The organism is Enterobacter sp. BIDMC109, from assembly GCF_001037885.1.
GTDB lineage: Bacteria > Pseudomonadota > Gammaproteobacteria > Enterobacterales > Enterobacteriaceae > Enterobacter > Enterobacter hormaechei_C.
The window spans coordinates 2,113,512-2,129,795 of record NZ_KQ090002.1 but is presented as its reverse complement, the minus strand read 5'-3'; the positions used below and the strand labels follow the sequence as shown (position 1 = coordinate 2,129,795).

The following is a 16,284-nucleotide window of genomic DNA, read 5'->3' as shown; positions in this document are numbered from 1 at the left end:
GCTGCCAAAACCTCTATTCTATCATGCAGCTGCGCAGCGACCAGTAGCGTAATGTGATATCGGACGCACCTTCGAAGCGTACCTGGGCCGGATGGTCAGGAAAATAGCGGCTGCTCATGACGCCTTCACCGTGATTGATGAAAATTTCGACGCTGGAACAGTCGCACAGCACGCGTAAATGATGAACATTGCCCTGCCAGTAGCGGGTCAGCGTGTCTGTGGTTTTCAGACTGGCGCGTTCCAGACGGATCCCCTCATCATCCACAATCAGCCGCAACGCGCCGGCAAAATCCACGTTCACGCTCGATGCGCTCAGTTCGAACTCAAGACGCGCTCCCGCCAGCACCGGGGCATCGCTGGCGCGTCCCTGCCAGTGATGTTCATCCTCGCGCAGCGTTTCCAGCTCACGGACCGGGGTTTGCCAGAGCTTACCGTCGCGGTAGCGTAGCTCGCGAGGACAGGTCATCTGGTGGATCCAGCCGTGCGCCCGCGTAGGCTGGAGCATCTCTTCGCCGTCCGGCACGCCCATCCAGCCGATGAGGATGCGGCGGCCATCTTCTGCCACCGTGGTTTGCGGCGCGTAAAATTCGAAACCGGCGTCAAGCTCATGCAGCTCGCCGTGCGCAAATGCAGGCGTTTGATAATCAAATGCCCCACGCATCCAGACGGCCGGATAGGTGTTGAGATAGCGATGCGGTTCGCGCGCCAGCCCCTGCGGGCAGCAGATCAAGACGTGTGTGCCATCAAGCTCAAATAGATCCGGGCACTCCCACATATAGCCCGCGTCCGTGAGTCCGTTGACGCCGTGACCGGCGATTTCGCCGCAGGACGCCCAGGTGTGTAAATCGGCTGACGTAAACAGCAGCACCTTGCCGCGCTGCTGTCGATCCTGCGCGCCGAGCACCATGTACCACAGCCCGTCATGCCACCATACTTTCGGATCGCGGACGTGCCCGGTGTACCCGTCCGGCAGGGGCAACACCGGTCCCAGTTTGGCAAACGTGCCATCGTCATTTTGCACCGCCAGACACTGCCAGGCGGTGCGGCCGCCATCGTCAAACTTAACGTTGCCGGTATAGCACAGGGTCAGCACGCCGTTGTTATCCACGGCGCTGCCGGAGTAACAGCCATTGCGGTCATACTCTTCGTCAGGCATCAGCGCCATTGGCTCGTGCTGCCAGTGCACCAGATCTGCTGAGCTCCAGTGCCCCCAACACTTGTAGCGATGATCGCAGCCCAGCGGGTTCCACTGATAAAACAGATGGTAGCGCCCGGCAAACCAGATAAACCCGTTCGGATCGTTCATCAGCCCTGTCACCGGTGCGGGATGCCACTGCGGATAGTGGCTGTCCGCCAGCGCACGCGGCTGGCCTTGCATAACGGCCTGCAACACGGCAGGCCAGCGGAAAGATAAGGTCATTATTCAGAGTCCGTTTTATATTTCAGCAGCAGAGAGACGGTGAACGCCACGCCAAAGGCAATCACCATGCCGATTATATAGTTGAGCAGCGAGCTGGCCTGGACAATCGCCATGCCGGGAAGCGCCGTCAGGCCAACGGCGGTCATGTAGACATGCACCGAGACCACCCAGGCACCGCCCGCCGCACCACCGATCAGCGCCGCGATAAACGGCTTCACAAAACGCAGGTTGATGCCAAAAATTGCCGCTTCGGTGATGCCCAGCATCGCGGAAAACGCCGACGGTAAGGTAATGGCTTTGATTTTGGCATCGCGGGTTTTGAACCACACCGCCAGACACGCCCCGCCCTGCGCCACGTTCGCCATCGCCCAGATCGGCAGCAGGAAGTTAACGCCAATCGACGGATTACCCAGCAGCCCGGCCTCAATGGCGTGGAAGCTGTGGTGAATGCCGGTAATGACAATCACCGAATAAAGCCCACCAAACAGCAGCCCGGCCAGCCAGCCCGCGTGGGCAATCAGGGTGCTAAGAATGAAGGAGATCCCGTCGCCCAGCGCGCGTCCCGCCGGGCCAATAATCAACAGCGCAATGAAGCCGGAGATAATGACGGTCAGGAACGGCGTCAGGATCAGATCTAACGCATCCGGGATCGCCCGGCGCAGCTGTTTTTCCACAATGCTCATAAACCACACCGCCAGCAGCACCGGGAAGACGGTTCCCTGATAGCCAATCATGGCGATTTCAAGACCGAAGAAGTTCATGGTGTGGAAGCCGGACGCTACGCCCCAGGCGTTGGTCAGCGCCGGATGAGTCAGGATGCCGCCGAGCGTTGCCCCCAGATACGGGTTGCCGCCAAACTCCCGCGCGGCGGTGAAGCCAATCAGGATCGGCAGAATAATAAACGCCGCCGAGCTGCACATATCCAGCATGATATAGAGCGCGTTATCCGGATTAACCCAGCCGTAGGTTTTAACCATCCCCAGCAGGCCCATCAGCAGACCCGAGGCCACGATCGCCGGGATAATCGGCACGAAGATGTTGGAGAGCAGACGCGCGATACGCTGGAATGGGTTCAGCTTGCGGGCCGCAATATCCGCCGCTTCCGATTTACTGGACTCGCTAATCCCTGCCGCCTGAATAAACGCGGCGTAAACCTTATTCACCACCCCGGTGCCGAAGATCACCTGCATCTGCCCGGCGTTTCGAAAACAGCCTTTCACGCCTTCAACCTTGCCGATAGCCTGCTGGTCGGCAAGCGCATCATCGACCAGCACCAGACGAAGGCGCGTGGCGCAATGTGCCGCGCTGGCAATGTTCTCTTTGCCACCGAGCAGCGGAATAAGCTCGCGCGCAATATGATTAAAATCCATAGATACCTCTTCCTGACCTCTTTTTATGGTGTTCGAAACGCCCCCGCGATGCGGGAGCGTGAAGGGTTAAAACCAGGTTTCCATCTGCACCCCAAAGTTCCATTCCCCGCCCGCGTTGAAGCCGCTGCTGCCAAAGGCGTCATCGCTGGCGTAGTTATCCAGCTTGCTGCTCCAGTCCATCCAGGTGGCGAACAGGCGCAGCTCCGGACGGCTGAAGAAATCGCCAATTTTGCCCGCCTTTAACGTCGGGGCGAAGGTCAGCTTGTAGAAGCTACCGTTAACCGCATTGCGATCCTTGTAGCCTTCCGGGCTTAAATCCATGTACTGATAGCTGCCTTCGAACGCGAGGGCGAAATTCTGGGTCACCTCTTTGATCAGACGCGTATTGAGCGTGACCCACTCATAGCTGTCGCCCTTCACGTAGCGGTCCTTACTGCTTTGCGCCAGCACGGCGGGCGCAATGTGCCAGCCACCGCCCAGCGGCGTGACACCGTAACTTGCAAAACGCCAGGTATCGGCTTCTGACAGCAGCGCGCCGTCTGAACCAATGCTTTTCACCTCGGCGCCCAGACCGTGGCCGTAAAGCAGCGCCGTTTTGGCGGAACCTTCCCGCAGGCCGTAGAAGCTCTCGTTATGCAGACCAACCAGCGCATGTACCCCGTTATTGGCCGCGTCGGTTTTAATCGGATCGCCGTTGCTGTCCTTACGGTCGTCATTATCTTTTGCCCGTAAGCCGCTGACCATCATCTGCACCGGCCCGGCGAAGTGATTCATGCTGAGGATGTAGTTCTGAACGTTGTTGTCGATCTCCTCTTCGCTGCCGAAGTTACGGCCATAAAGGGAGAAGTTACTGCGCAGCGTATCGTTCCACTTCACGTCGTAGACGCCGCCGCCGGTCCCGGCGAGAAACACCACGTCGGAATCCAGCCAGTGAATGTCGAAGTTGTCGCGGTCAAAACGCTTACCCGCCCAGAAGGTACTGCCCTTCAGCGCACCGGTAAAGTCCGGCAAATTGCCCAGCTCGGCAAAGGCCTGACGAATGTTCAGGTCGCTGCTGTCTGCCGACCAGTCGTTATAGGTTTTCTGACCGTCGGCCAGCATCGCCTTAAAGCGCGTCGTCGCACCGTTCTCCAGCGTCTGTTTGTGCTCAACATTCAGCTCAACGTAGGTATCCGCTTCGTTCCCCAGACGCCCGATGGCCCCGCCGGTTTCCCCGGCGGGCGTCAGATAAGGGCCGCTTTTGCTGCTGGAGGCCGCGTCGTTCATCAGCAGGCCGGAACGGGCGTAACCGTGAAATTCAAAACCGCCTGTCCGGTCGGCTTTTTCTTCCAGCACCGTAGTACGTTGCGCCACCGCCTGTGTGGAGGTCTGCGCTTCCTGCTGCGCAGCCACCAGCTGCTGTGTTTTCTGTTCCGCTGCCGTTGCGCGCTTTTCAGCAACCTGCGCGCGGGTTTCCGCCTCCTGCAAACGCTGCTCCAGCGCTGCCAGGCGCGCTTCGATACGTGTCATATCCGTCTGGGCAAAAACAGAGGTACTCCCGGCCAGCATGCCTATCATCACGGCAAGTCTGCGTTTTTTATACATTTTGTCGCATCCCTAATAACTATCGGTGAAAGTGCTAAATTGCTAAACCGGTTTAGGCTGATGATACTAAACCGTTGAATTTTGAATCGGCAACGTTTTTTGCTAAACCGTTTTAGTAAGTGTGATCGAGGCGACAATTCAGGCCGCCGACCGGAGGCCTGGAGAGGTGAATTACAGTTCGTGATGATAAGGCAGCGCGGTCATTGCCCCTTTTGCGGTTGTCGCCAGCGCCCCACAGCGCTGCGCCAGCGTGATGACCTCTGAGAGACGGGCCTGGCCATCACGAGCCAGACCGAACAGCAGCCCGGCGACGAAAGCATCCCCCGCGCCGGTGGTATCAATGCATTCCACGGGTGATGCAGGATAGTGCGTCAACGCACCTTTCTGCCAGGCGGTGACGCCCTCTTTTCCCTGCGTCACCAGCACCAGCCTGGCCGGACAGGTGCGCATCAGCGCCGCCAGCCCCTCATGGACCTGCGCATTTCCGGTTAAGAACGCCAGTTCTTCCACCGAGATTTTCACCACATCTGCACAGGCTAATGCCCGCTCAAGACACTGACGCAGCTCGACTTCATCGTGCCAGAGATCGGCGCGGATATTGGGGTCAAAGCTGACGAATCCCCTCGCCTGTTTGATCGCGGCCATCGCCTGAAACGTCGCGGAACGGCTGGGTTCGGCGCTGAGCGCGATAGAGCAGACGTGCAGCCACTCCCCGGCGCGGAATGGCGGGAGATCGGCAGAGTCGAGGAATAAATCAGCGCTCGGGCGAACCATAAAGGTAAAGGAACGTTCACCGTCGTTATCGAGATCCACCACCACCGTGGAGGTGCGATGCTGCGGGTCCAGGCGCAGCCATTCTGTATTAACCTGCTCATCCGCAAGCGTTTTTTGCATAAAACGCCCGAAGGGGTCGTCGCCCACCCGGCCTATAAAGGCGCTTCTGCCGCCCAGACGCGCTACCCCTACCGCAACGTTGGCCGGTGCGCCGCCAGGACATTGCAGCAGTTTGCCCTCTCCGTCGGGCAACAGATCCACCACTGCATCGCCAAGTACCCAGATCGTCTCCATATCACCTTCTTAGCTAAATCATGTTAAACCGGTTTAGCTATTTAAGCACAGGCAGGGTGTCGGGGAAATATGGCGAGGGAAAATTTGCTTAACCCACCCGATGGGGCCAGTGAATATCACCCACGCCATTGAGCTGCGGGCGGGCGAACAAAAAGCCCTGGAAGCGGCGAATACCGGCGGATTCAAGCCAGCACCACTCTTCTATCTTCTCAATGCCTTCTGCGACCAGCGTAATCTCCAGATCGGTGCAGCAGCTGATTATCGACTTCACAATCGCCTGCTTGGGCCCGCTCAGGTGGATATCGCTGACGATCTCTCTGTCGATTTTGAGCTTATCCGGCTGAAACCGGGTGAGCAGTGAAAGACCAGCATAGCCGGAACCAAAATCATCTATCGCCAGCCCAACCCCTTCCGCGCGCAGCTGTTTAATGGCGCTGTTAAACTGGTTGAAGCCAGAGATCATCTCGTTCTCAGTGACTTCAATGATCACCTGCTCTGGCTGTAGATTGTGCTTTTTGATCTGCGTTACCAGGAACTCTACCGCGCCCGGCACGTTAACCAGCGACATTGGCAGCAGGTTCACCGCCAGTTTGTGGCTGCCGATGCCGAGCTTTTGCGCCAGCGCAAAGGTCCAGGCTTTGGTTTGCAGGTCGACTTCGTAAATCTGTTCACGATCGAGACTACGGAAGAAATGCTCCGGGCTGCCGCCGTCGTTTCCGCGTATAAGCGCTTCGAGAGAACTGATTTTGCCTTCGGACGGCTCGACAATGGGTTGCAGCGCAAACTGGCAGGGCTGTCCCGCCAGCAGACCTAACCCTTTACCAAACGGCGCGCGCTCTCGCGAAAGCGTCCATTTATCAGGCTCATAGTCCGAAGCGGGTGGGATAGCGGTTTTGCCGGTGATAAAGGTCTGAATAAATTTGAAGACCCGATCCTCAGAAGTCAGATAGCTTTCCAGCTTGCTGTAATGCAGAACCGACGCCAGAACCGCTTTCGGGGTCTGAACATCCAGGTCAAACAGCAGCATTCCCACGTCTTCGAAACGTCTGCGCGGGCCGTAATCGCGCATCAGCTCCACCACGCCGGTATGCCGGTCATCCGCACGGATGGTGTTAAAAAGCGCGACGACGCGCTGTTCCGTGCCTTCGAGAATTTGCAGAACGTCACGTCCACGGGAGAGAAGAATGCCTGAGATGCCCTGCTCCGTGTTACGGATCCTGGCCTGTTCAACCAGCGCGCTTAACGCTGCGGAGGTGCAGGTTAAGCTCAGCTGGCTTCGATAAATAAGAGTTGTCAGCACAGAAACGGGGTCCGGTATGGGGTATACGCCTGAACGGTACTGTTTAACACAGTTCCCCGGTGTGACCTAATCTATTCCACGTTGGGCTTAATTCTCCCCGATACGGCTGTCGATCCGCGTCTGCATATAATCGTAGAACGGATTCGACGTCACGCGCATCAGCGCATCTTTGCCAACGCTCAGAACCGATGTTTCTCCCCACAGGGCTATCGTCCCCAGGCTGATACCGTAGTGGTTTTTCACCTCAGGATGGCGGCCATACAGATCGTCATCAGGCGGGAACGGAATAGCAACATGCGACAGGGAATAAACCTCCTGCGGATACGCGACAGACAGCGGCATCACCGTTTCCCGGGTGCTACCCGCTGGCGTCGTCTTTGCCACCATATCAAACCTGTCGGGGCTGGCATTGGTCACAATTGTGACAGTGTAACGCCTTTTTGCCTCGGGCAGCAGGTCAGCCACCGCCGTCCAGGATGATGGCCTGAACAGTGGACGGAAACTCCCGGCCTGGTTGATATCAAAAACTACCAGTTCGCTGCCGTTTGCCGGAAGCTGGTCAAACAGCCCGCTGACCACGGCGCGGGTACTGACCGTTGAATCCATGACCGACTGAAACGCCAGCACCGGCGGAAGCTGCGCCAGTTTGTGATCATGAACATCGCGGTTTATCTGCTCATGCAGCGCCTGGGTAAGCAGCCAGGACTGACGTGCTGCATTCACCGGGAACGAATTGTATTTATAAGGATTATATTCCGGCGAAATGTTGAGCCACGCGGCTTTGGCAAACGCCGGTAACATGGCCGGTAGCCCGGCGAATCCGGCAAAGCGCGCAAACGCCGTGACGCCAATCATCGGTGAGAGCAAAACGATCTGCTGAGGTTTACGCAGTTCAGGCGCATCAAGAGCGTCGAGGGCGTATTTCATCGCCAGCGCCCCGCCGTTGGAGTAGCCCACCAGATGCAGGGGGAGATCGTTCCCCGTCAGGCGTGTCGCTTCACGAACCGCAAGGCGCGATGCGGCCAGCCACGCCTCCCAGTCAACGTCTGTCAGGGCACCCGGCGCCGTGCCGTGTCCGGGCAAACGAGGCACTACGGCCACAAAGCCGTGCTGTTGATAATTCTCTGCCAGATGCCTGACGCTGTAGGGCGAGTCCGTCAGACCGTGCAGCAATACCACCGCCCCGCGCGGCTTTCCGGCAGGCATCAGTACGAATGACCGGTTTGCATCCGGGGAAAAGTGTCCTGGCCACACCAGGCTCTGGCGGTAATAACGGTTCAGCGGCGTGCGCTCTGCGGGGGTGACTTTCGCCGTCACCTCAGCATCGAGAGCGGTGAAGATGGCGTTTTCCCGCGCGACATACGCTGCGAAGGTCGCGTTATCCATCTCCTGCACGGACATTTCGTCAGCCCGCCAGGTGTGCCAGTGATGCAGGGCCGGCCCCTGCTGCGAAAGATAAACCCGCACCGCCAGCAGCACGAGCACAATGATCCCGATGACCATCGCTATTTTTTTTGCGAGAGCCATCAGGCGCACGCTGACCCGCCAGGGCAAATTCGCCATGTGAGGCTCCCTCCCTTATCCACAGAGCGTTCATCTTACCAAAAAATGTGAAGAGGCTGACGTATTCACCAAATAGATACCGCTCAGGCCGGACACTGCACCAAAAGTGAACTACGCTGCACAAATGCTGAGCATCTGTTAAACAAATATTGCATTAACTTTGCTGCACAGCGCGTTTTCGCCGCAATGTGAACATGGCACGCGTCCTGCATTGTTAATCCGGTAACAGAAACCCGGCCTTTGACAGCCAGTTAACAGCGAGGCGGTATGACGACCAAACCTGAGGTGTTGAGCCGTATCGAAGCGACCTTTAGCCAGCTCACCCCGAGCGAAAAACGGGTGGCAAGCTGGATGCTGGCGCACGTCGGGCAGATCCCCTTTGAAACGGCAGAGAGCGTGGCGCTGGCCACGGCAACCAGCGGGATCACCGTCGGACGCTTTCTGCGCAAGCTGGGCTATCGCAACCTGGACGACGCCAAAAAAAGCCTGCGCAATCCCCACCAGCCCTGGGGCATTAACGAGCGTCTCGACTCCTGGAAGCAGCAACAGCCGCTGTCGGATCGCCTTCAGCACTCCCTGTCGCTGGAGGTGGACGCCATTGCCCATGTCTACCAGCTGGCGCAAAGCGAAACGTTCAGGCAGGTGGTCCAGCAACTTACCCATGCCGACGCCGTCTTCGTGCTGGGGATCCAGTCCACGCGCGGGATCGCCAATGCGTTCTTCAGCCATCTTGAGTATCTGCGCCCGCGGGTGAGCTATTCCGAAGGGCTCTCCGGTAGCTGGGTGGAGTCGCTTAACTCCGGCTTTGCTAACCCGTATATCGTGCTGACGGATACCCGCGCCTACTCCGCCATTGCCCGCCAGTACTGCCGCGTGGCGAGCGAAAAAGGCCTGGCGATGGCGCTGATCACCGATATCTGGTGCCCGTGGGCGCGGGATTATCCGATTGATTTACTCCAGGTGAAGACCGATACCGGCCATTTCTGGGATTCGCTGGCGCCGGTGAGCTGTCTCTTCAACCTGCTGCTGTCGGGCGTTGTCGAGGCGCTGGGCGATGCGCTGCCGGAACGTCTGGCAATCAACCGACAACTACAACAAGAGTTTGGTCAATTTGAACGCTAAAGGAGCGGAGCTATGCCTGAAGAGAGTCAACTGATTGATGTGGCGAAAACCTTTCCCACGCTGCATATCGATCTGAAATACGCGACCGCCGATAACATCACTGGCCGCCCGATCTACCAGCACGCCGCGTGCCTGTTGCATACGGATGCCGCCACCGCGCTGGCGAAAGCGATCAGCATCGCCGCGCTGGCCGGTCTGAAGCTGGTGGTTTACGACGCCTACCGCCCCCAGCAGGCGCAGTCGCAACTCTGGGATGCCTGCCCCAATCCGGAATACGTGGTGGATGTCGCAATTGGCTCTAACCACAGCCGGGGCACCGCCATTGACGTCACGCTGATGGATGAACACGACAACGTGCTGGATATGGGCGCCGGGTTTGACGAAATGCACGACCGTTCTCATGCCTGGCACCCTTCCGTTCCGCCCGAGGCGCAGCGAAATCGTCTGCTCCTGAACGCCGTGATGTACGGCGGCGGTTTTGTGGGCATCAGCAGCGAGTGGTGGCATTTCGAACTGCCGAACGCCGCCAGCTACCCGCTGTTAGATGACCAGTTCGCCTGTTATCCGACCACACACTCACTCTAATTCTGGAGCCCGGCCATGAAAACTACGCTGCTTACAACCCTGATTGCCGCTACGCTCGCCCTGAGCGCCCCTCTCGCGCTGGCGGCGGTGCCAAAAGATATGCTGGTGATTGGGAAAGCTGCCGATCCGCAAACGCTGGATCCGGCGGTCACTATCGATAACAACGACTGGACGGTGACCTACCCCTCGTACCAGCGTCTGGTGAAATACAAGCCTGGCACCACGGAGGTGGAAGGCGATCTGTCGACGGGCTGGAAGGCGTCTGACGACCAGAAAGAGTGGACGTTCACCCTGGCAGATAATGCAAAATTCTCCGACGGCACGCCGGTGACCGCCGAAGCGGTCAAGCTGTCGTTTGAACGTCTGCTGAAAATTAATCAGGGACCTTCCGAAGCGTTCCCGAAAGATTTGAAAGTGGACGCGGTGGATGAGCATACGGTGAAATTCACCCTCAGCCAGCCGTTCGCCCCGTTCCTCTACACGCTGGCCAATGACGGCGCGTCGATCGTCAACCCGGCGGTGCTGAAAGCCAATGCCGCCGACGACGCGCGCGGTTTCCTGGCGCAAAACACCGCGGGTTCCGGACCGTTTATGCTGAAAAGCTGGCGGAAAGGTCAGCAGCTGGTGATGGTGCCCAACCCACATTGGCCGGGTGAAAAGCCGCACTTCAAGCGCGTCTCGGTGAAGATTATCGGTGAAAGCGCCTCGCGTCGCCTGCAACTTTCCCGTGGCGATCTGGATATCGCCGACGCCCTGCCGGTGGATCAGCTTGCCGCTCTGAAGCAGGAAGGCAAAGTGGCCGTGGCGGAATACCCGTCCCTGCGGGTGACCTACCTCTATCTGAACAACAGTAAGCCTCCGATGAATCAGGTGGATTTGCGCCGCGCGGTCTCCTGGGCCACCGATTATCAGGGGATGGTGAAAGGCATTCTCAGCGGGAACGGCAAGCAGATGCGCGGCCCGATCCCGGAGGGCATGTGGGGCTTCGATGCGAACGCCATGCAGTACAGCTTTGACGAGGCTAAGGCCAAAGCGGCGCTGGAGAAAGTCAACGATAAACCGGCCAGCCTGACGTTCCTCTACTCCGATAACGACCCGAACTGGGAGCCTATCGCCCTCTCCACGCAGGCGAGCCTGGGCAAGCTGGGGATTAACGTCAAGCTCGAGAAACTGGCGAACGCCACCATGCGCGACCGCGTCGGCAAAGGTGATTATGACATTGCGATTGGTAACTGGAGCCCGGACTTCGCTGACCCGTACATGTTCATGAACTACTGGTTCGAATCGGACAAAAAAGGGCTGCCGGGTAACCGCTCATTCTATGAGAACAAAGAGGTCGATGCATTGTTGCAGGCGGCACTGAAAACCACCGATCAGGCGGAACGCACCAAAGATTACCAGCAGGCGCAGAAAGTGGTGATTGACGAGGCGGCTTACGTTTATCTGTTCCAGAAGAACTACCAGCTGGCGATGAACAAAGAGGTCAAAGGCTTCACCTTTAATCCGATGCTTGAGCAGGTCTTTAACATCGCCACCATGAGTAAGTAACGGCCCACGCCGGGGGGAAGTGTATGACGTTCTGGAGCATCGTGCGCCAGCGCTGCTGGGGGTTAATCCTGGTGGTGGCCGGTGTCTGTATTATTACTTTTATTATTTCACACCTGATCCCCGGCGATCCGGCCCGCCTGCTGGCCGGTGACCGCGCCAGCGATGAAATCGTGCAGGGCATCCGCCAGCAGCTGGGGCTGGATCAACCGCTCTATATTCAGTTTGGCCGCTATGTAGAGGCGCTGGCGCACGGCGATCTGGGCACCTCCATTCGTACCGGTCGCCCCGTTGCGGAAGATTTGAAAGCCTTTTTCCCCGCCACGCTGGAGCTGGCCTTCTGCTCTTTGCTGCTGGCGCTGGTGGTTGGCGTACCGCTGGGCATTTTATCGGCGGTGTACCGTAACCGCTGGCTGGATCACCTGGTGCGACTGATGGCGATGACGGGCATCTCGACGCCTGCCTTCTGGCTGGGACTGGGGGTAATCGTTCTGTTCTACGGGCAACTGCAAATTCTGCCCGGCGGCGGCAGGCTGGACGACTGGCTCGATCCGCCTGCCCACGTTACCGGCTTTTATCTGCTGGACGCCCTGCTGGAAGGCAACGGCGAGGTGTTTTTCAACGCCCTACAGCACCTGATTCTACCCTCCCTGACCCTGGCCTTTGTGCATCTGGGTATTGTGGCGCGTCAGGTGCGTTCCGCTATGCTGGAGCAACTGAGCGAGGATTATATTCGTACCGCCCGCGCGAGCGGGTTGCCGGGCTGGTACATCGTGCTGCGCTACGCCTTACCCAACGCCATGATCCCCTCCATTACCGTGCTCGGGCTGGCGCTGGGCGATCTGCTGTACGGGGCAGTCCTTACCGAAACCGTGTTTGCCTGGCCGGGAATGGGAGCCTGGGTGGTGACCTCCATTCAGGCGCTGGACTTCCCTGCCGTCATGGGCTTCGCGGTCGTGGTATCGCTGGCCTATGTCTTCGTCAATCTGGTGGTGGATCTGCTGTATCTGTGGATCGACCCGCGAATCGGGCGCGGAGGTGCCGAATGATGTTAACTCAGGAAACGCCCGTCCCCGTCAGCACCGCCAAACAGCGCATCAACTGGGCAAAGCTGTTCTGGATGCTACGCAAAAGCCCGCTCACGCTGATCGGCGGGGTGATTATGATCGTGATGCTGCTGATGATGGTGGTCTCGCCGTGGATAGTCCCGCACGATCCGAACGCGCTGGATCTGACCGCGCGATTGCAGGCGCCTTCAGCCCAGCACTGGTTTGGCACCGATGAGGTGGGCCGAGATCTGTTCAGCCGCGTGCTGGTGGGCAGCCAGCAGTCCATCACGGCGGGGCTGGCGGTGGTGGTGATTGCGGGCGGCATCGGTTCGCTGCTCGGCTGTTTGTCCGGCGTACTCGGCGGGCGCGGCGACGCCATCATTATGCGCGTCATGGACATTATGCTCTCCATCCCCTCGCTGGTGCTGACGATGGCGCTGGCTGCCGCGCTCGGCCCAAGCCTGTTTAACGCGATGCTGGCGATTGCGATTGTACGCATTCCGTTTTACGTGCGGCTGGCACGCGGGCAAACGCTGGTGGTGCGCCAGTTCACCTACGTGCAGGCCGCCCGCACCTTTGGCGCATCGCGCTGGCACCTGATCAGCTGGCATATCCTGCGTAACGCCCTGCCGCCGCTGATCGTACAAGCGTCGCTGGATATCGGCAGCGCCATTCTGATGGCCGCCACGCTCGGCTTTATTGGATTAGGCGCGCAGCAGCCCACCGCCGAATGGGGCGCGATGGTGGCCGTGGGGCGTAACTACGTGCTTGACCAGTGGTGGTACTGTGCGTTTCCGGGGGCGGCAATTCTGATCACAGCGGTTGGGTTTAATCTGTTTGGCGATGGTCTTCGCGACCTGCTGGATCCCAAATCAGGAGGGAAGCAGTCATGAGTGATTCCGTATTATCGATTGAAGATTTGCACCTGAGCTTCCCCATTTTTCGCGGTGACGTCCACGCACTCAACCACGTCTCGCTGGAGATTGGCCGGGGTGAAATTGTCGGCGTGGTGGGCGAATCCGGCTCGGGAAAATCGGTCACCGCGATGCTGGCGATGCGCCTGCTGCCGGAAGGCAGTTACCATGTTCACCATGGCCGGGTCACGCTGCTCGGGGAAGATGTCCTGAATGCGTCGGAAAAACAGCTTCGTCAGTGGCGCGGCGCCAGGGTGGCGATGATTTTTCAGGAGCCGATGACGGCGCTCAACCCCACGCGCCGGATTGGCAGGCAAATGGTGGAGGTGATCCGCCAGCATCAGTCGCTTTCCCGTCGCGATGCGCAGCAGAAGGCGATCGCCCTGCTGGGCGAGATGCAAATCCCGGATGCGGCACAGGTGATGGATCGCTATCCGTTTGAGCTTTCCGGCGGCATGCGCCAGCGGGTGATGATCGCCCTTGCCTTCTCCTGCGAGCCGGAGCTGATCATTGCCGATGAGCCGACCACCGCGCTGGACGTGACCGTTCAGCGTCAGGTGCTGCGTCTGCTGAAACACAAAGCGCGCGCCAGCGGGACGTCGGTGCTGTTTATCAGTCACGATATGGCGGTGGTGTCGCAGCTTTGTGACCGGATGTACGTTATGTACGCGGGCAGCGTGATCGAAAGCGGCAGCACGCAGACCTTGATCCACCATCCTGTGCACCCCTATTCAATTGGCCTGCTGCGGTGCGCGCCGGAAAATGGTGAACCGCGCGAGATCCTCCCGGCCATTCCCGGCACGGTGCCTAACCTCAGCCACCTCCCGTGCGGATGTGCCTTTCGCGAACGCTGTTTTGCTGCCGGGGCGAAATGCAGCGAAACGCCGCGCTTAATTTCCACGGGCGCAGAAGGCCAGCAGGCTGCCTGCTGGTACCCACAACAGGAGACACGACATGTCTGAGGTACTGCTGGAACTGGATAGCGTGCATGTGAATTTTCCTGCGCGCAAAAACTGGCTGGGGCGCGTGAAGGAGCAGGTACACGCCCTCAACGGCATGGATCTCCGGATCCATCGCGGCGAAACGCTGGGCGTTGTAGGGGAATCCGGCTGTGGAAAGAGCACGCTGGCGCAGTTGCTGATGGGCATGCTCAAACCGAGTACCGGTGCCTGTCAGCGCGCGAATGCGGCAGGCGGTATGCAGATGGTATTTCAGGACCCGCTCTCGTCCCTCGACCCGCGTTTACCCGTCTGGCGCATCATCACCGAGCCGGTGTGGATACAGCAACGCCGCAGCGAACGGGAGCGTCGTCAGCTGGCTGAGACGCTGGCGCAGCAGGTGGGCATTCGGGCGGAATATCTTGACCGCCTGCCGCATGCGTTTTCGGGTGGACAGCGCCAGCGCATCGCTATTGCCCGGGCGCTCTCTTCGGATCCGGACATCATCGTGCTGGATGAACCCACCAGCGCGCTGGATATTTCCGTCCAGGCGCAGATCCTCAATTTGCTGGTTGCCCTGCAACAGCAGCGAAATCTGACCTACGTGCTGATCTCGCACAACGTCTCGGTGGTCCGGCACATGAGCGACCGGGTGGCGGTAATGTATCTGGGGCAGATCGTGGAGCTGGGTCCGGCGGACCAGGTGCTGGGCAAGCCACGGCATCCGTATACGCAGCTGCTGCTTGACTCCGTTCCCCGTACCGGAGAACCGCTGGACGAAGATCTGGCATTACGCAAAACCGATCTCCCCGGTAATCGCCGCCTGCCCGATGGCTGCTACTTCCGCGACCGCTGCCCGCTGGCAGCTGAAGGATGCGAACGGCCGCAGCCGCTTCAGCCCGCAGCCGGAGACCGAAGCGTACGCTGCTGGCGTAACCGCTAGATTTGCGCCATCCCGCCATCGACAAACAGCTCCGTGGCGTTTATAAAGCTGGCGGCATCGGACGCCAGAAACGCCACGGCTTTTCCGACTTCGCCCGGCGCGCCCAGGCGACCCAGCGGCACCTGGGCCGCCAGCGCATCGTATAATCCCTGACGCTGTTCTTCGGGAACCAGATCGCCAAGACCGGGCGTTTTCACGGGGCCAGGGCTGACGACGTTGACGCGTATCCCGCGGCCCTGTAAGTCCAGCGCCCAGGAGCGGGCAAAGTTACGCACGGCGGCTTTACTGGCGCTGTAGACGCTAAAATTCGCCGTCCCCTTAATTGAAACCGTCGATCCGGTGAGGATAATGGATGAACCAGAGGAGAGCAGCGGCAGCGCTTTCTGGACGGTAAACAGCACGCCGCGCACGTTGGTGGCAAAAATCCGGTCAAACTGCTCCTCGGTGATGGCGCCCAGCGGCAGCATGTCGCCGCCCCCGGCGTTGGCGAACAGAATATCGAGTCGTCCCTCTTCTTTAGCAATCTGCGCGTAAACCGCATCCAGATCGGCCATTCTGGAGACGTCCGCGCGGATAGCTACCGCCGCCGCGCCAATGTCTGCCCGCGCGGCATCCAGTTCGGCCTGACGACGTCCGGTTATATAGACCTTCGCTCCCTGCGCCGCCAGCTCCTGTGCCGTTGCGAGACCAATACCGGTGCTGCCGCCGGTCACCAGAGCGATTTTTCCTGCAAGCGTTGTATTCATACTCATAACCTTCTGTTGTGATGTAAAAGAGGAGCGTTTGCCCGCGTCAGGCAGACTTTAGATCTTGCGGGATTCGTGATAAACGGGCAAAAATGAAAATGAATTTTCACAGCAGGAAATAATCAGAGGAGATCTGT

At 59.1% G+C, this 16,284-nt stretch carries 14 protein-coding genes; 7 read left to right on the top strand and 7 right to left on the bottom strand.

What is annotated here, in order from left to right; translation table 11 throughout:
- Positions 1-13 precede the first annotated feature (13 nt).
- The 6 genes from SK62_RS10135 to SK62_RS10110 all read right to left on the bottom strand — a co-directional run bounded on the left by SK62_RS10135 (position 14) and on the right by SK62_RS10110 (position 8,305).
- On the bottom strand, positions 14-1,420 hold the full coding sequence (locus SK62_RS10135; protein WP_048249519.1) for a sucrose-6-phosphate hydrolase: 1,407 nt from the start codon (positions 1,418-1,420) through the stop codon (positions 14-16).
- Positions 1,420-2,790, bottom strand: coding sequence for a sucrose-specific PTS transporter subunit IIBC (locus SK62_RS10130; protein WP_003857085.1), 1,371 nt, complete (start codon positions 2,788-2,790; stop codon positions 1,420-1,422). Before SK62_RS10130 ends, SK62_RS10135 begins: the two co-directional genes overlap by 1 nt.
- Positions 2,791-2,856: 66 nt before the next feature.
- A complete protein-coding gene (locus SK62_RS10125) occupies positions 2,857-4,374 on the bottom strand; it encodes a carbohydrate porin (protein ID WP_023303760.1) in 1,518 nt (505 codons plus the stop codon).
- Positions 4,375-4,545: 171 nt separating this feature from the next.
- Positions 4,546-5,442: an aminoimidazole riboside kinase gene (locus tag SK62_RS10120; protein ID WP_032102994.1), complete on the bottom strand. Its 897-nt coding sequence runs from the start codon at positions 5,440-5,442 to the stop codon at positions 4,546-4,548.
- Between the two features lie 88 nt (positions 5,443-5,530).
- A complete protein-coding gene (locus tag SK62_RS10115) occupies positions 5,531-6,742 on the bottom strand; it encodes a diguanylate phosphodiesterase (RefSeq protein ID WP_017693396.1) in 1,212 nt (403 codons plus the stop codon).
- 87 nt (positions 6,743-6,829) lie between these two features.
- A complete protein-coding gene (locus tag SK62_RS10110) occupies positions 6,830-8,305 on the bottom strand; it encodes an alpha/beta hydrolase (protein ID WP_047719542.1) in 1,476 nt (491 codons plus the stop codon).
- Between the two features lie 267 nt (positions 8,306-8,572).
- On the opposite strand from SK62_RS10110, the gene SK62_RS10105 reads away from it, so the two are divergent.
- From SK62_RS10105 to SK62_RS10075, 7 genes are read left to right on the top strand one after another with little or no spacing between them, the layout of a single operon-like run.
- Positions 8,573-9,427: a MurR/RpiR family transcriptional regulator gene (locus SK62_RS10105; RefSeq protein WP_047719541.1), complete on the top strand. Its 855-nt coding sequence runs from the start codon at positions 8,573-8,575 to the stop codon at positions 9,425-9,427.
- A 12-nt stretch (positions 9,428-9,439) separates the two neighbouring features.
- Entirely contained in the window at positions 9,440-10,012 is a 573-nt protein-coding gene (gene ddpX, locus SK62_RS10100) for a D-alanyl-D-alanine dipeptidase (RefSeq protein WP_017382319.1), read from the top strand.
- 15 nt (positions 10,013-10,027) lie between these two features.
- Positions 10,028-11,560 (top strand): ABC transporter substrate-binding protein, encoded by a 1,533-nt coding sequence (locus SK62_RS10095; protein ID WP_003857078.1) that lies wholly within the window; start codon positions 10,028-10,030, stop codon positions 11,558-11,560.
- A gap of 23 nt (positions 11,561-11,583) precedes the next feature.
- Entirely contained in the window at positions 11,584-12,606 is a 1,023-nt protein-coding gene (locus tag SK62_RS10090) for an ABC transporter permease (protein WP_047719540.1), read from the top strand.
- Positions 12,603-13,499, top strand: a complete 897-nt coding sequence (gene ddpC, locus SK62_RS10085) for a D,D-dipeptide ABC transporter permease (protein ID WP_045906673.1) — start codon at positions 12,603-12,605, stop codon at positions 13,497-13,499. The genes SK62_RS10090 and ddpC overlap by 4 nt, the downstream gene beginning before the upstream one ends.
- On the top strand, positions 13,496-14,482 hold the full coding sequence (locus tag SK62_RS10080; RefSeq protein ID WP_047719539.1) for an ABC transporter ATP-binding protein: 987 nt from the start codon (positions 13,496-13,498) through the stop codon (positions 14,480-14,482). Before ddpC ends, SK62_RS10080 begins: the two co-directional genes overlap by 4 nt.
- Positions 14,475-15,401 carry an oligopeptide/dipeptide ABC transporter ATP-binding protein gene (locus SK62_RS10075; protein ID WP_045349620.1) on the top strand — a complete coding sequence of 309 codons (927 nt, stop codon included), beginning with the start codon at positions 14,475-14,477 and terminating at the stop codon, positions 15,399-15,401. The genes SK62_RS10080 and SK62_RS10075 overlap by 8 nt, the downstream gene beginning before the upstream one ends.
- Here SK62_RS10075 and SK62_RS10070 read toward each other — a convergent pair.
- Entirely contained in the window at positions 15,398-16,147 is a 750-nt protein-coding gene (locus SK62_RS10070; RefSeq protein ID WP_003857073.1) for an SDR family oxidoreductase, read from the bottom strand. The genes SK62_RS10075 and SK62_RS10070 overlap by 4 nt on opposite strands.
- Positions 16,148-16,284: the final 137 nt, after the last annotated feature.

What these genes read in the sequence shown, in the direction of transcription:
- SK62_RS10135 (WP_048249519.1), bottom strand. Translation starts at nt 1,420, where the DNA reads ATGACCTTATCTTTCCGCTGGCCTGCCGTGTTGCAGGCCGTTATGCAA.
- SK62_RS10130 (WP_003857085.1), bottom strand. Translation starts at nt 2,790, where the DNA reads ATGGATTTTAATCATATTGCGCGCGAGCTTATTCCGCTGCTCGGTGGC.
- SK62_RS10125 (WP_023303760.1), bottom strand. Translation starts at nt 4,374, where the DNA reads ATGTATAAAAAACGCAGACTTGCCGTGATGATAGGCATGCTGGCCGGG.
- SK62_RS10120 (WP_032102994.1), bottom strand. Translation starts at nt 5,442, where the DNA reads ATGGAGACGATCTGGGTACTTGGCGATGCAGTGGTGGATCTGTTGCCC.
- SK62_RS10110 (WP_047719542.1), bottom strand. Translation starts at nt 8,305, where the DNA reads ATGGCGAATTTGCCCTGGCGGGTCAGCGTGCGCCTGATGGCTCTCGCA.
- SK62_RS10105 (WP_047719541.1), top strand. Translation starts at nt 8,573, where the DNA reads ATGACGACCAAACCTGAGGTGTTGAGCCGTATCGAAGCGACCTTTAGC.
- ddpX (WP_017382319.1), top strand. Translation starts at nt 9,440, where the DNA reads ATGCCTGAAGAGAGTCAACTGATTGATGTGGCGAAAACCTTTCCCACG.
- SK62_RS10095 (WP_003857078.1), top strand. Translation starts at nt 10,028, where the DNA reads ATGAAAACTACGCTGCTTACAACCCTGATTGCCGCTACGCTCGCCCTG.
- SK62_RS10090 (WP_047719540.1), top strand. Translation starts at nt 11,584, where the DNA reads ATGACGTTCTGGAGCATCGTGCGCCAGCGCTGCTGGGGGTTAATCCTG.
- ddpC (WP_045906673.1), top strand. Translation starts at nt 12,603, where the DNA reads ATGATGTTAACTCAGGAAACGCCCGTCCCCGTCAGCACCGCCAAACAG.
- SK62_RS10080 (WP_047719539.1), top strand. Translation starts at nt 13,496, where the DNA reads ATGAGTGATTCCGTATTATCGATTGAAGATTTGCACCTGAGCTTCCCC.
- SK62_RS10075 (WP_045349620.1), top strand. Translation starts at nt 14,475, where the DNA reads ATGTCTGAGGTACTGCTGGAACTGGATAGCGTGCATGTGAATTTTCCT.
- SK62_RS10070 (WP_003857073.1), bottom strand. Translation starts at nt 16,147, where the DNA reads ATGAATACAACGCTTGCAGGAAAAATCGCTCTGGTGACCGGCGGCAGC.